Below are 13,550 nucleotides of genomic sequence, written 5' to 3'. Positions count from 1 at the left end.
GTTGGGTAAGCGTTGGGCACCGCGATCGCCGCGTGGCGATACGGGTGCGTTTCATTGTTATAAAATCGTTTTCCTGGTGTCGGCGTGCGGCTTTAGCGGTAAGGCTTCAGCCAGCCGAGTCCGGCGGCGGTGTCGCCACGCGGGCGGTATTCGCAACCGATCCAGCCCTGATAGCCGAGCGCATCCAGTTTGTCGAACAGCCACGGGTAATTCAGTTCGCCCTCATCCGGTTCATGACGATCCGGCACCGAGGCTATCTGGATATGCGCGTAGCGCCCGGCCAGCGTTTCCAGCAGCCCGCTGATATTGCCGTCCACTAACTGCGCGTGGAAAAAGTCGAACTGGATGAACACGTTCGGTCTCTCGATCGCCGCCACCGCTTCCGCCGCCTGATGTTGACTGGCGAACAGGTAGTCGGGCTTGATCGGTGGGCTGAGCGCTTCGATCAGCACCTTGACGCCGTGCGGGGCGAAGGCGTCGGCGGCATAGCGCGCATTGGCGATAAAGGTGTCGAGATAACGCTGCCGATCCGCGCCCGCGGGCACCACGCCGGCCATCAGGTGCACGCAGGGGCAGGAAAGGGCGATGGCGTAGGCCAGCGCGCGATCGATATCAGCGCGCGCATCTTGCTCGCGGCCCGGCAGCGCCGCCAGTCCCCATTCGCCGGCGGCGACATCGCCGGGCGCGGTATTGAACAGCACCTGTTGCAGGCCGTGTTCGCGCAGCTTTTCGGCCAACAGCTCGGCGGGATGTTCGTAAGGGAACAGGAATTCCACCGCGCTGAAGCCTTGTTCGGCAGCGGCGGTGAAGCGATCGAGGAACGGCACCTCGGTAAACATCATCGATAAATTGGCGGCAAATTTAGGCATGGGTCAGCTCCGTAATTCGGCAATTTCATCATCGGTCAAATAGCGGATCGGACGATCGCCAAGGGTGAAGATCAGCCGCGCCGCATCTTCCATCTCTTCGGCATTGTCCGCCGCCGCTCGCAGGTTTTTACCGGTCACCACCGGCCCGTGGTTGGCCAGCAAAAAGGCGCGGTGGGTCGGCGCCAGGCGAGCCAGATCCTGCGCCAACCTTTCGTCACCGGGGCGATAGTAGGGCACCACCGGCACCTTGCCGACGCGCATCACCACATAGGGGGTGAACGGTTTGATGGCGTTGTCGACGTCCAGCCCCTGCAGGCAAGAGAGCGCCGTGAGGTAGGTGCAATGCAGGTGCACCACCGCTTTGCATTCAGGATTGTTCAGATACAGCGCTCGGTGAAAGCTGATCTCTTTCGACGGCTTGTCGCCGGAGAGCCAGTCGCCGTTCAGGCTCACTTTAGACAGGCGATCGGCCTGCAGCTCGCCCAGGCAAGAGCCGGTCGGCGTCGCCAGCAGCGCGCCGTCCGGCAGCAACAGCGAGAGGTTGCCGGCGGAACCGGTGGCGTAACCGCGTTGAAAAAACGAGGCGCCGAGGCGCACCATCTCTTCGCGCGCCTGTTGTTCGATGGTCATGGTCATACTGGAAACTCCGTTTGCGCGCGCGCGAAGAAGGCTTCATCGCCAAAATTGCCTGATTTCAGCGCCAGGGAAATCGCCCGATCGCTGGCGCGCACCCAGGGAACGCCGGGGGAAATGCTGGGGCCAATATGGAAGCCGCGAATGCCCAGCGCCTGCGTGACCACGCCGGAGGTTTCTCCGCCGGCGACGATAAAGCGGCTGAATCCCAACTGGCGCAGTTGCACCACCAATTCGGCGAACAACGCCTCCACCGCCTCGCTGGCGGCGCTACCGTGCTGCCGTTGCGTTTGCTGCAGCGCTTCCGGCGCCGCGGTGGCGTAGATCAGCGGGGCAAGCGCCTCCCCGGCGTGATGCTGCGCCCAGTGCGCCAACTCGGCGGCGTAGGCGGCGCGTGCCTGCGGTTCGAGGCAACGGTCGATATCGATGGCCTGCGCCGAAGCGCGCTCGCGATAGTGCGCCACCTGCCGGTTAGTCATCACAGAACACGAACCCGACAGCACTGCTGCCTTTTCCCCCTGCGGCGCGCCGGCCGCCTCTGCCGCACGATCGCCGCTTTGCGCCCATTGCCGCGCCAGGCCGATCGCCAGGCCTGAACCGCCGGTCACCAGCTTCATCGTTTTCAACGCTTCACCCTGGATGAGCAGATGCCGCTCGTTGAGCGTATCCAGCACCGCGTAGCGCACGCCTTCCTGGGCCAGTTGGCGCAGCTTCTCGCTGACCGCCTCGGCGCCGCGATCCATTTCCGCCGCCGTCACCAGCCCGCAGCGCCCGGCGGCCTGGGATTCCATCAGGCGCAGCAGGTTGCTGTCGGTCATTGGCGTGACCGGGTGATGACGCATGCCGGATTCAGACAGCAGCTGTTCCCCGACGAACAGGTGGCCCTGATAGACCGTGCGGCCGTTTACCGGCAACGCCGGTGAGACAACCGTGAAATTTTCCCCCAGCGCGGTGAGCAGGGCGTCGGTCACCGGGCCGATATTGCCCTGTGCGGTGCTGTCGAAAGTGGAGCAGTATTTGAAGTAGAACTGGCGGCAGCCCTGTTTTTGCAACCAGGCCAGCGCCTGCAACGACAGTTCGACCGCCTGTTCTGCCGGGCAGGAACGCGATTTCAGGCTGATGACCGCCGCCTGTGCATTGATCTGGGTTTCGTCTTGCGGCACGCCGTTCAGCTGCACCGTCGGCAGGCCGTTTTGCACCAGAAAACTGGCGATGTCGGTCGCGCCGGTAAAGTCATCCGCGATTACGCCAAGCAGCATCAGAGCGCCTCCTTTTTCTGCGGCAGATCGATGCCGGCAAAGATTTTGATTACCGCACTGTCATCTTCTTTACCGTAGCCGGCGTTGCTGGCGGCGGTAAACATGGTAAAAGCGGTAGAGGCCAGCGGCAGCGGGAAGTGCAGCGCCTTGGCGGTATCCGCCACCAGCCCCAAATCCTTGACGAAGATATCCACCGCCGATTTGGGCGCATAGTCGCCGTCGACCACGTGGCGCATGCGATTTTCGAACATCCAGGAGTTGCCGGCGGCGTGGGTGACCACGTCGTACATCACGTCCAGCGGGATGCCGGCGCGGGCGGCCAGCGCCATAGCTTCCGCTCCGGCGGCGATGTGCACGCCGGCCAACAGCTGATGGATGATTTTTACCGTCGCGCCCAGACCGATCGTCTCGCCGATGCGGTAAACCTTGCCGGCGATGGCGTCCAACACGGGTTGCAGACGCTCGAAGGTGGCGTCGGCGCCGGCGGCCATCACCGTCATCTGGCCTTCCTCCGCCTTGGCCGCTCCGCCGGAAACCGGCGCGTCCAGCATCGGTAGCCCGTAGTCCAGCAGCCGTTGCTCGATCTGTTTGGCGTCATCGGCGGAAATGGTCGAAGAGACCATCACCGCGGTGCCTGGCTTGAGCTTTGGCGCCAGGCCTTGTTCGCCGAACAGGATCTGCTTCACCTGGGCGGCATTCACCACCAGCAGCAGCACGGCGTCCAGCTCGGCCGCGAAGTCGCACGCGTTGGTAGACGCTTGTTTCGCGCCAGCCTGTTGCAGCGTCGCCAGCGCCTGCGGATTCAGGTCCGCCCCGTAGGTGGTCAATCCGGCGCGGAGGCACGAACGCGCCGCGCCCATGCCCATCGCGCCCAGTCCGATGATGCAGACGGCATAATTCCCTGGGTGTGTCATACTGCACTCCTGTTAATTTTAGTGATAATTTGTTTTGTTGTGTTAAATGTAAGCGCTTGTCGACGGTTTATCCGCGATCGATATCACAATAATTAACAATGTGTGAAACGAATTTTTCGCCTGATTTCTGGCCAGTATCAACATTACTATTATGTTTTTAAATAAGTTTATGTTTGCCTGGCCTAACTGCGCGCGTCGTCACGCCGCGAAAAATTAGGGCTATCGGCGAACGAAAATTGACGTAAAATCACAATTATTATCACCGCAGCAACGAGAGGGAACCGTGATACCTGTAGAACGCCATCAACAAATTCTTGCGCTGGTATCCGAACGCGGCGTCGTCAGCATTGCCGAGCTGACCGAACGGCTGGGGGTGTCGCACATGACGATCCGCCGTGATTTGCAAAAGCTGGAGGAACAGGGCGCGGTGCAGTCGGTCTCGGGCGGCGTGCAGGCGCCCGAGCGGGTGGCGAGCGAACCTTCGCACCAGGCCAAAGAGGGGATGTTCAGCCGGCAGAAACTCGCCATTGGCCGGCTGGCGGCGCGGCAAATTCCCGCCGGCAGCTGTATCTATCTGGATGCCGGCACCACCACGCTGGCGCTGGCGAAACAGATCGGTGAACGTGACGATTTGACGGTGGTGACCAACGACTTTGTCATCGCCGGCTTCCTGATCGAACACAGCCAGTGCAGAATCATCCACACCGGCGGCACCGTGTGCCGGGAAAACCGCTCCTGCGTCGGCGAAGCGGCGGCACAGGCGCTGCGCGGTCTGTTTATCGATCTGGCGTTCATCTCCGCCTCTTCGTGGAGCATGCGCGGCCTGTCGACGCCGAACGAAGACAAGGTGATGGTGAAGAAGGCCATCGTCGAGGCCAGCCGCCGCCGCATTCTGCTCAGCGATACGTCCAAATACGGCAAGGTCGCGACCTACCTGGCGCTGCCGATCGCTGCCTTTGACGCCGTCATTACCGACGAAGGGTTGCCCGCCGCCGCGCGGGAGGCCATTGAGCAAGCGGGGATTGCATTGCTGACGGCGGGAGAAGAAGAATAAGAACGAACCGGAATCAGGATGAAAGCTCGGTATCGATGCCACGTGCGGGCGCTTCACTTGCTTCAATGCCGCCGCGTTCACGCCATTCGCGGCGCCTTTGTTCAGCCCATTCTTCGTGGAAGGCTTGCATCTCTTTTTGGTGCTGTTCCTTTATGCTCATAGGGGTTGGGTGAGATTCTGCCGTCAACAGGCGGGATTTCGATGACATATAATCCGTCCTCAATAAGCTCTTGGTTGTACAAATAATGTACGCGATGCGCGTGTTTTTTCAAGAGCGAGTCATAAATTCTGGCTAGCGCTGGCCTGAGCGGTACACTGAAAACCAATCTTGCTTGGTATTGCGCCACAAAAGTGACGATCGCCAGGCCGATGCCATTAATGAAGAGTTGTTCTCGTTCATATCGGGTGTACGCCATCCTGGTATAGGTATCAAATAAGGATCTGGTTACTTCGGCGCGGTTTTCCAATGCTCTTACATCGTACAGTTCCATGACGTAAGCATTGTCCAATACTTCCGAGGCAGGATAAGCCCCAATAAGCCATTGACGCATCCTTAACGTCGCTTTTTTAAAATCAAGGTAATACGCAGCAACGCTGCTGGCTTTTTTATAAACCGTTATTCGGTATCTATACTCCGTGACAGGTCGTGCATTGATCTCCCTCACATCAATCTCCATGATAAAATCCTTTTTACTATTATTTTTCCTATAGTTATCCCCTTTGTGACGAACAGATTATTAATCGCGACGGAGACAATCCTCCAGCCGCCGATGAGGGTTGTGCGCAGCGCTGCGCAAAACTAAATGCCGCTGAACCAGTTGTAGCCCTGATCCTCCCAATAGCCGCCCGGATTGACGTCGCTGACGAAGATCGCGGCGATATGTTTGGCGTTTTTGAACCCCAGTTTGGTTGGCACGCGCAGCCGCAGCGGGTAGCCATAGTCCGCCGGCAGCGCCTTGCCGCCGAAATCCAGCGCCAGGATGGTCTGCGGGTGCAGCGCGGTGGCCATGTCGAGGCTGGCGTAGTAACGATCGGCGCATTTGAAGCCGACGTAACCGGCATTCAGATCCGCGCCGACGTGCTGCAGAAAGGTGCGCAGCGGCACGCCGCCCCATTGACCAATGGCGCTCCAGCCCTCAATGCAGATCAGACGCGTGATCTGACTTTGCTGTGGCAGCCGCTGCAGCTGTTCCAGCGTCCAGGGCGCTTTTTTCTCCACTTTCCCCGCGACCTCAAGCCGATAGCCGGCAAGATCGATCTCGGGGACGTTGTATTCCGGGTAAAACGCGTTGAAGGGGAAAGGCTGGGTAATCTGATCGGGGCGGTAAGTTTGCGCCAACCGCTGGCCGCTGAACAGCCAGGCCTGCACCCGGTCGTTCCAGCGCGACATGGCCCACAGCACCTTATCCACCCGATCGCCGTCTTGCAGGTTGCAACCGGTGAGCATGGCGATGCCGCCCAGCGTCAGCCCGGAGCGCAACATCAGCCGGCGTTGCAGATTGACCAACTGCTTTTTTTGGTCCGGTTCCAGCGTCGGCGCGGCTGCCCGCTGTTTTTTCTCATTCATGTTTGCCACCCGTTATCATCGCCCACAGCGTTTTGGGCACGACAGCCACCATAAAGACGTGGATCGCCACGAACAGGCCGATGCCGGCCATGGCGAAAAAATGCACGTAGCGTGCGAAATCGAAGCCGCCAAACAGCGCGACCAATCCCTGCAGCTGAACCGGCTTCCAAATCGCCAGGCCGGACAGCACCAGCAATAGACCCAGCGCCAGTACGCCGAGGTACATCAGTTTCTGAATGGCGTTATAGTGGCCATGCCGGTGGCGCAGGCGCAGCGTCAACGCCAGCCAGATATCCTGCCGCAGCGCGCCGATGCGAAGCGGCAACAGATCGCGGCGAAAATGACCGCTGAACAGGCTCCACAGCAGATAGCAGACGGCGTTGAGCGCCAATAGCCACATCACCGCCAAATGCCAACCAATCGCGCCGCCCAGCCAACCGCCCAGCGTCATCTGCGGCGGAAAGCGGAAATCGAACAGCGGCGAGGCGTTGTAGATTTCCCAACCGCTCATGAACATGCACACCATGGCGAACAGGTTGATCCAATGAGTGATTCGAACCGGCCAGCGATGCACCGGCCGCGACGCGTTGGTTTTCATGGCTTTCCTCCGGTTACATCGGCGGCACGGTGCTGTCTTTGCCGGCGGAAATGCGGGTGGCGATGCGTTCGCCCTTATCGTTGACGGCGGAGAACAGCACGATGTGCACGCCCGGTTTCAGCAGGCTCAGATCGCCCGGATCCAGCGTCACGATCGGCACGTCTTCCGGCACGACGACGGTTTTCTGCTGGTTGCCGTAGGTGACGGTCAGGGTGCGGCCGTTGGATTTGAGCAGTTTACCGACGGTGCCGTTGGTCATGGTGTCCACTTTGCCGTCGGCGGATTCCCAAGCCGAATGCCCTTCGCCGGTGCCGCGCAGGCTGGCGGCGAACACGTGCACTTCCAGCGCTTTGAGCGTGCCGTCCGGCTGCGGCACGGCGGCGGTGCCGATAAAGCTGTCCGGTTTGATGTCGTCCAGCGTGGCTTTGGAAACGCTGAGCACTTTGGTCTGATCGTTCAGCTTGACGCTGAGTGTCTCGCCTTTGCGATCGGTCAGTTGCAGATTGCCGTCGGCAACCTGGCTGATGGTGCCGCGCAGCGGCGCAATCACCTTGCCCGGCGGTTGGGCGGCGGCGGCCAAGCCGCTGGACAGCAGTAATGTGGATAACAATAAACCGGCTATACGATGACGGGTAATCATAACGTTCTCCTGAAATGAGTTTGCCGGTTAAGCATGGTTGACCTACTGGGTCAGCGCCATGGCCGTTTGATGACATTAATGTCATCAAGTTTGTCCGCCGAAACTGCTAGTATTTTTGCAGACGTAACGAGGTGGCGAGCATGCGAATACTGGTTGTTGAAGACGATATCGGCACAGGGGATTACCTGAAGAAAGGGCTGGGTGAGGCGGGCTACGGCGTCGATTTGGCGCGCACCGGCACCGATGGGCTGTTTCGCGCGTTGGAGCAGGACTACGATGCGATCGTGCTCGATGTGATGCTGCCGGGGCTGGACGGCTGGCAGATCATCGAGGTATTGCGCAAGAAAAGCGACGTGCCGATCCTGTTTCTCACCGCCCGCGATGGCGTGCAGGATCGCATTCACGGTCTGGAGCTGGGCGCGGACGACTATCTTATCAAGCCGTTTTCCTTTACCGAGCTGGTGCTGCGTTTGCGCACCTTGCTGCGCCGCGGGCCGGCGCGCGAAGCCGATCATTACGCCATCGCCGATCTGCAGTTGGACGTATTGCGCCGCCGGGCGGTGCGCCAGGATCAGGTGATCCCGTTGACCAACAAGGAGTTCATGTTGCTGCATCTGCTGGTGCGGCGCGAGGGCGAAGTGCTGTCGCGCACGCAGATAGCCTCTCAGGTGTGGGACATGAATTTCGACAGCGACACCAATGTGGTTGACGTGGCGATCAAACGCCTGCGCGCCAAAATCGACCGGCCGTTCGACGTCAAGCTGATCCACAGCGTGCGCGGCATCGGCTATGTTTGCGAGCCGCGCTCGTGAACGCCCGCGCTTCACGTCGGCCGGTGTCGCTGACGCTGCGCACCGCCATGCTGTTCGCGCTGGTGGCCGCCTGCGTGGTGAGCGGGACGGGCTGGTATCTGTTCGGCGCCATGCGTCAGGAAATGATGCTCCGCAGCGATCTGCAGGTGACCGGGCGCATCGAGTATTTCCGCCATTTACTGGGGCAGCGCTTTCCTTTGGCGCGTCTGACCGCCAATAACGGCCTGTTCGAAAATATGCTGGGCAATGAACAGGACGTGCTGATTTTCCAAATCCCGGGGCAAAAGCCGCTCATCAATGTGAATCCGGCCAGGGTGGCCCTGCCGCCGATCGCGCCGATGCCGCCCGAACAGGCGCAGACGCTGGCCGCCGTGCGCGGCGGGGAAACGGCGCAGGGGGTGCCGCTGCGCGCGGCGTCGGCGATGGTGCGCCTGGAAGACGGCAGTTTGCTGCAGATCTCCGCCGCGCACGTGATGGTCAACGAGCAGAAGATGCTGGCGCGTTACCTGTGGCGCATTGTCGCGGCGGTCATTGTGGCTTTCCTGCTGATTGCGCTGCTGGGCTATGGGGTCATGCGCCGGGGATTGAAGCCGCTATGGCGCATGGCGGCGCAGGCGTCGCAGATCGCGCCCAATACATTGTCGACGCGCCTCAGCGAACAGGGGGCGCCGAAGGAATTGCAGCAGCTGACCCGTTCGTTCAATGCGATGCTCGATCGGTTGAATGAAGGTTATCAGCGGCTGACGCAGTTTTCCGCCGATCTGGCCCATGAGATCCGCACCCCGGTGGGCGCGTTGATGGGCCAGTGTCAGGTGGCGCTGTATCAACCCCGCAGCGTGGAGGAGTACGAAACCCTATTGTCGGACAATATGGATGAGCTGGAGCGTATTTCGCGCATGGTGGAAAACATCCTGTTTCTGGCGCGCGCCGGTGAGGCGCAGTCCGCGCTGAACTACAGTCGTCTGGATGTGGCGGCAGAGCTGCGGCGGGTGGCGGATTACTTCGAAGGGCTGGCGGAAGAACGCGGCATCGCGCTGAGCTGCGAGGGGGAAGGCGAGCTGAAGGCGGACGCGATGTTGTTCCAGCGGGCGCTGAGCAACCTGGTGGCCAACGCGGTGCGTTATGCCGACGAAAACAGCCTGATCGTCCTGCGGGCTGAACGGCGCGCCGATGCCTGGTGGGTGCAGGTCATCAATCAGGGGCCGCCGATCGCGCCGGCACAGCTGGAAAAACTGTTCGATCGTTTCTACCGCGCCGATCCCGCGCGCAGCGCCGGCAGCCACGCCAGCGGCCTCGGGCTGTCTATCGTACGCGCTATCATGACGCTGCACGGCGGTGAGGTGCGCGCCGAATGTACCGGGCGCGCGTCTGCCGCCAGCCTCATTTTCAGCCTGCGGTTCCCGCTCGCGCAATAACCGTTGTGCCGGACTCACGCGGCGGAATGGCAAAGCGGAAGCAGGCGCCGCTTTGCGGTTGTTCAATCAGTTGGATGTCGCTGTCGTGCAGTTGCAGAATGCGCCGCACGATCATTAACCCCAGCCCGCCGGCGGGGCGTCGGGCGCCGCTCAGGATCGACGGCCGCACGAACAGATCGGCGCGCAGCGTCTGCGGAATGCCGGGGCCGCTGTCGCTGACCTGCACCATCACCCGACCTTCCTGCCGCCACAGCCGCACGCCAATGTCGCCGCCGGGCGGCGTATGGCGAATGGCGTTGTCCAGCAGGTTGGTCAGCACCCGCTCAATCATGCTGAGATCGGCGAACACCGGTGGAATGCCGGGAGCGATGTCGGCGTGCAGCCGCTGATTGCGCGCCTCCGCCGCCAGCTCGAACTTCTGGAACACGTCTTGCAGCAGTTCGCTGAGGGAGAAGGGTTCTTTCTGCGGTTTCACCACGCCGTACTCCAGCCGCGCCAGCTCGAACAGCTCCTGCGCCAGCTTGCCCACCTTGCGGCTCTGCGCCAGCGCGATCTCCAGATAGCGGCGCCGTTCGGTGTCGCTCAGGGTGGCGGCCTTGACCGACAGCGTTTCCAGATAACCGTGCAGCGAGGTGAGCGGGGTGCGCAGATCGTGCGAGACGTTGGCGATGAATTCGCGCCGCAGCCGATCCTGCTGCGCCAGCGTTTGCCACTGTTCGGCGAGACGCTGCGCCATGCGGTGAAAGGCCTGTTGCAACTGACTGACCTCGTCGCGCCCGGCCGGCGCCGCCGGCAGCGCTGCGTAGGCCTGCACAGCCTCGATGCCGCCGCTGTCCAGCGCATTGACCTGGCGGGTCAGGCGCCGGATGGGGCGAGTGACCCAGTAAAACGCGAAACCGCCGGCCAGCAGGCTGAACAGCACCATCACCCCGGAGGTCCACAGCGCCATCCTGACCGCCGAGTTGAACTGGGCGTTGCTGGCCAGCGCCGTGTACTCTTCACCGAGCAAGACCACATACAGATAGCCCTCGACCCGGCCGTCGACCTTCAGCGGCGCAACGCTGAACACCTTGCGCCCGTCCGCGCTGCGCGGATCGTCGCCGTACACCGGCATCTGCGCGCCATCGAGCAGCGCCTGCAGCGGCGGCAGCGCGACCCGCTGCCGTTTCAGATGCCCGGCCGGCGCGGCGTTGCCGATGATTGCGCCCTGTTTGTCGAGCAGATAAACCTCCACGCTGGGGTTCACCGCCATCAGTTGGTCGAACAGGGTGTGCACCGCCTGCGGATCCGGCCCGTTCACCCCCAGCAGCGGATTGCTGTCGGCGATATGCTGCGCCAGGTTGCCGGACAGGCGCTGGATCACCGCCTGACTGTACTGGGTATTGCTGCGCACCTGCATCCAGCCGGAAAAGGCGCAGCCGATGACGATCAGCAGCGCGAAGATCAGCGTGAGGCGCTGCGCTAACGTAAGGTTTTTCATGGCTCACTCTTGCGGCGCGGCCGCGAATTTATAGCCCATGCCCCACACCGTGAGGATGCGCTCGGGTTCCGCCGGATTGCGCTCAATCTTGATGCGCAGCCGGTTGATATGGGTGTTGACGGTGTGCTCATACCCTTCGTGCTGATAGCCCCAGACCTGATTCAACAGGCTGAGGCGCGAGAACACCTGGCCCGGGTGGCGGGCGAAAAAGTACAGCAGGTCGAATTCGCGCGGCGTCAGCTCGATCGGCTGTTGGTGCAGGCGCACCTCGCGGGCGATAGGATCGATGGTCAGATCGTTGAAGCTGAGCGCGCCGGCGTCCATGCGCAGGTTGCGGCTCATCGCCTCCTGGCGGCGAAACAGCGCCTTGACCCGCGCCACCAGCTCCAGCATGGAAAAGGGTTTGGCCAGATAGTCGTCGGCGCCCAGCTCCAGCCCCAGCACACGGTGCACCTCGCTGGAGCGCGCGCTGGTGATGATGATCGGCGTGTAGCGCGTCATGGTGCGCGCCCGGCGGCAAATCTCCAATCCGTCCACGCCCGGCAGCATCAGATCGAGGATCAAGGCGTCCCAGCCGCCCTGTTCCAGCATCGCCATGCCCTGATTGCCGTCGGCGGCGTGGCTGATGGCGTAACCCTCGTCACGCAGATGCAGCTGCAGCAGCTCGGCGATGTCGCCGTCGTCTTCGACGATCAAAATTCGTTTTGGCTTGTCCATTCTCATTACCGCTGATTGCCCGATTCTCTCTGAAGTCTACACAACCGCCATCGGCGGAGTTATCACATTTTATTTAACTCTGCGTGAGGTCTTGGGGAACAAATCCGGGGAATACTCGGTTCATCGCATCGTTAGCTGGCAGGAATCGTTATGAGCCTCACTCTCACCCCGGAACAACGACAGACCGTACATCCGCTGTGGCTGCGGTTAACGCATTGGCTGAATGCGCTGGCGATGCTGATCATGGTGACCAGCGGCTGGCGCATCTACAACGCCTCGCCGCTGTTCAACTTCAGCTTTTTCAACGAGCTGACGCTCGGCGGCTGGCTGGGCGGCGCGCTGCAGTGGCACTTCGCCGGCATGTGGCTGTTTGGCGTCAACGGGCTGTGCTACCTGCTGCTTAACCTGACCAGCGGGCGTTTCAAACGCAAATATTGGCCGCTCAGCCCGAAGCAGTTTCTCGCCGATGTTGGCGCGGCGTTGCGCGGCCGGTTGCAGCACGCCGATCTGCGCCACTACAACATGGTGCAGCGCGTGGCCTATCTGTCGGTGATGCTCCTTGGCGTGCTGAGCGCGCTGTCCGGACTGGTGCTGTGGAAATCGGTGCAGTTTCCACTGCTGCGCACGCTGCTCGGCGGCTATGAAGCGGCGCGCTATATCCACTTTTTCGCCATGTCGGCGCTGGTGGCCTTCGTCGCGATCCATCTGGTGATGGTGGCGCTGGTGCCCCGCACGCTGTTGGCCATGCTGCGCGGACGCTAAGGAGTGAATGATGGAAAAGGATAAACAAATCATGACGATCGTTGAAGGGCAGGCGATCGTCAAAGAAGCGCAACGCTTGTTGACCGCGTCATCCCGCCGCCGCTTTCTGCGCAACGGCCTGACGTTGGGCGGTATCGCCATGCTTACCGGCTGCGATCTCAGCGGCAACGCCAACGTCGAGCAGGCGTTGAGCCGCATTTCGCGCCTCAACGATCGGGTGCAGGGCTGGCTGTTCAACGGCGATCGTTTGGCGCCGGTCTACCCGGAGTCGATGATCACCCGGCCATTCCCGTTCAACGCCTTTTACGCCGAGGAGGACGCGCCCGACATCAACGGCGACGACTATCGGCTGGAGGTGGCGGGGTTGGTGCAGGACAAGCGCGCCTGGAGCCTGCCGCAGCTGCATCGGATGGCGCAGGTCAGCCAGGTGACGCGTCATATTTGCGTCGAGGGTTGGAGCGCTATCGGCAAGTGGGGCGGCGTGCCGTTCGCCACCTTTCTCAAGGCGATCGGCGCGGATCTGAGCGCCCGCTACGTCAGCTTCAAATGCGCCGACGACTACTACACCAGTATCGACATGGCCACCGCGCTGCATCCGCAGACGATTATCGCGCTGACCTACGACGGCCAGATCTTGCCGCGCAAGTACGGCTACCCGATGAAGCTGCGCATGCCGACCAAGCTGGGCTACAAGAATCCGAAGCACATTCAGGTGATCGAGGTCACCAACCGCTTCCCGGGCGGTTACTGGGAAGACCAGGGTTACAACTGGTTTGGCGGCAGCTGAGGCGGCCGCCGGCCATTCTCCGGCACTCCGGTGCCTTTGACAT

Annotated in this window: 15 protein-coding genes; 5 read left to right on the top strand and 10 right to left on the bottom strand. The window is 61.6% G+C overall.

Features of this window, described 5'->3' with window-relative positions; all coding sequences use genetic code 11:
* Positions 1-92 precede the first annotated feature (92 nt).
* Genes otnI through ltnD form a run of 4 tightly spaced genes read right to left on the bottom strand, consistent with a single transcriptional unit; the run spans position 93 to position 3,675 of the window.
* Positions 93-869, bottom strand: coding sequence for a 2-oxo-tetronate isomerase (otnI, locus tag ACJ8KE_RS10615; RefSeq protein ID WP_442517236.1), 777 nt, complete (start codon positions 867-869; stop codon positions 93-95).
* A gap of 3 nt (positions 870-872) precedes the next feature.
* Positions 873-1,505 (bottom strand): 3-oxo-tetronate 4-phosphate decarboxylase, encoded by a 633-nt coding sequence (otnC, locus tag ACJ8KE_RS10610; protein ID WP_016928505.1) that lies wholly within the window; start codon positions 1,503-1,505, stop codon positions 873-875.
* Positions 1,502-2,761 carry a 3-oxo-tetronate kinase gene (otnK, locus tag ACJ8KE_RS10605; protein ID WP_016928504.1) on the bottom strand — a complete coding sequence of 420 codons (1,260 nt, stop codon included), beginning with the start codon at positions 2,759-2,761 and terminating at the stop codon, positions 1,502-1,504. The genes otnC and otnK overlap by 4 nt, the downstream gene beginning before the upstream one ends.
* Entirely contained in the window at positions 2,761-3,675 is a 915-nt protein-coding gene (gene ltnD / locus ACJ8KE_RS10600; protein WP_079449496.1) for an L-threonate dehydrogenase, read from the bottom strand. Before ltnD ends, otnK begins: the two co-directional genes overlap by 1 nt.
* A 283-nt stretch (positions 3,676-3,958) precedes the next feature.
* On the opposite strand from ltnD, the gene ygbI reads away from it, so the two are divergent.
* The gene (ygbI, locus tag ACJ8KE_RS10595; RefSeq protein WP_016928502.1) at positions 3,959-4,729 is read left to right on the top strand and encodes a DNA-binding transcriptional repressor YgbI; all 771 of its coding nucleotides are present in this window, start codon (positions 3,959-3,961) and stop codon (positions 4,727-4,729) included.
* Between the two features lie 101 nt (positions 4,730-4,830).
* Here ygbI and ACJ8KE_RS10590 read toward each other — a convergent pair whose 3' ends face one another.
* The 4 genes from ACJ8KE_RS10590 to ACJ8KE_RS10575 all read right to left on the bottom strand — a co-directional run bounded on the left by ACJ8KE_RS10590 (position 4,831) and on the right by ACJ8KE_RS10575 (position 7,534).
* On the bottom strand, positions 4,831-5,406 hold the full coding sequence (locus ACJ8KE_RS10590) for a hypothetical protein (RefSeq protein ID WP_016928501.1): 576 nt from the start codon (positions 5,404-5,406) through the stop codon (positions 4,831-4,833).
* Between the two features lie 122 nt (positions 5,407-5,528).
* Positions 5,529-6,296: a molybdopterin-dependent oxidoreductase gene (locus ACJ8KE_RS10585; RefSeq protein ID WP_033640918.1), complete on the bottom strand. Its 768-nt coding sequence runs from the start codon at positions 6,294-6,296 to the stop codon at positions 5,529-5,531.
* Positions 6,289-6,894, bottom strand: coding sequence for a cytochrome b/b6 domain-containing protein (locus ACJ8KE_RS10580; RefSeq protein WP_048795952.1), 606 nt, complete (start codon positions 6,892-6,894; stop codon positions 6,289-6,291). Before ACJ8KE_RS10580 ends, ACJ8KE_RS10585 begins: the two co-directional genes overlap by 8 nt.
* 13 nt (positions 6,895-6,907) lie before the next feature.
* A complete protein-coding gene (locus ACJ8KE_RS10575; protein WP_442517235.1) occupies positions 6,908-7,534 on the bottom strand; it encodes a hypothetical protein in 627 nt (208 codons plus the stop codon).
* A gap of 140 nt (positions 7,535-7,674) precedes the next feature.
* Here ACJ8KE_RS10575 and ACJ8KE_RS10570 point away from each other — a divergent pair, with 140 nt between their 5' ends.
* Together ACJ8KE_RS10570 and ACJ8KE_RS10565 are read left to right on the top strand one after the other, a co-directional pair.
* Positions 7,675-8,346, top strand: coding sequence for a heavy metal response regulator transcription factor (locus tag ACJ8KE_RS10570; RefSeq protein WP_021504273.1), 672 nt, complete (start codon positions 7,675-7,677; stop codon positions 8,344-8,346).
* The gene (locus ACJ8KE_RS10565) at positions 8,343-9,761 is read left to right on the top strand and encodes a heavy metal sensor histidine kinase (RefSeq protein WP_421131191.1); all 1,419 of its coding nucleotides are present in this window, start codon (positions 8,343-8,345) and stop codon (positions 9,759-9,761) included. The genes ACJ8KE_RS10570 and ACJ8KE_RS10565 overlap by 4 nt, the downstream gene beginning before the upstream one ends.
* Here ACJ8KE_RS10565 and ACJ8KE_RS10560 read toward each other — a convergent pair.
* Both ACJ8KE_RS10560 and ACJ8KE_RS10555 read right to left on the bottom strand, forming a co-directional pair.
* Positions 9,733-11,241 carry a sensor histidine kinase gene (locus tag ACJ8KE_RS10560; RefSeq protein WP_079450974.1) on the bottom strand — a complete coding sequence of 503 codons (1,509 nt, stop codon included), beginning with the start codon at positions 11,239-11,241 and terminating at the stop codon, positions 9,733-9,735. The two genes, ACJ8KE_RS10565 and ACJ8KE_RS10560, sit on opposite strands and share 29 nt — an antisense overlap.
* A 3-nt stretch (positions 11,242-11,244) precedes the next feature.
* On the bottom strand, positions 11,245-11,958 hold the full coding sequence (locus tag ACJ8KE_RS10555) for a response regulator transcription factor (RefSeq protein ID WP_016928494.1): 714 nt from the start codon (positions 11,956-11,958) through the stop codon (positions 11,245-11,247).
* Positions 11,959-12,108: 150 nt separating this feature from the next.
* Here ACJ8KE_RS10555 and ACJ8KE_RS10550 point away from each other — a divergent pair, with 150 nt between their 5' ends.
* Positions 12,109-12,720, top strand: coding sequence for a cytochrome b/b6 domain-containing protein (locus ACJ8KE_RS10550; RefSeq protein WP_016928493.1), 612 nt, complete (start codon positions 12,109-12,111; stop codon positions 12,718-12,720).
* A gap of 10 nt (positions 12,721-12,730) precedes the next feature.
* Complete coding sequence (locus ACJ8KE_RS10545) at positions 12,731-13,507, top strand: molybdopterin-dependent oxidoreductase (RefSeq protein WP_049299842.1); 777 nt, start codon at positions 12,731-12,733, stop codon at positions 13,505-13,507.
* Positions 13,508-13,550: the final 43 nt, after the last annotated feature.

Origin of the sequence: Serratia sp. CY56464 (assembly GCF_052168435.1) — a bacterium.
Lineage (GTDB): Bacteria > Pseudomonadota > Gammaproteobacteria > Enterobacterales > Enterobacteriaceae > Serratia > Serratia marcescens.
Note: the sequence above shows the minus strand (reverse complement) of the source record. Positions and strands in the feature narration are given on the sequence as shown.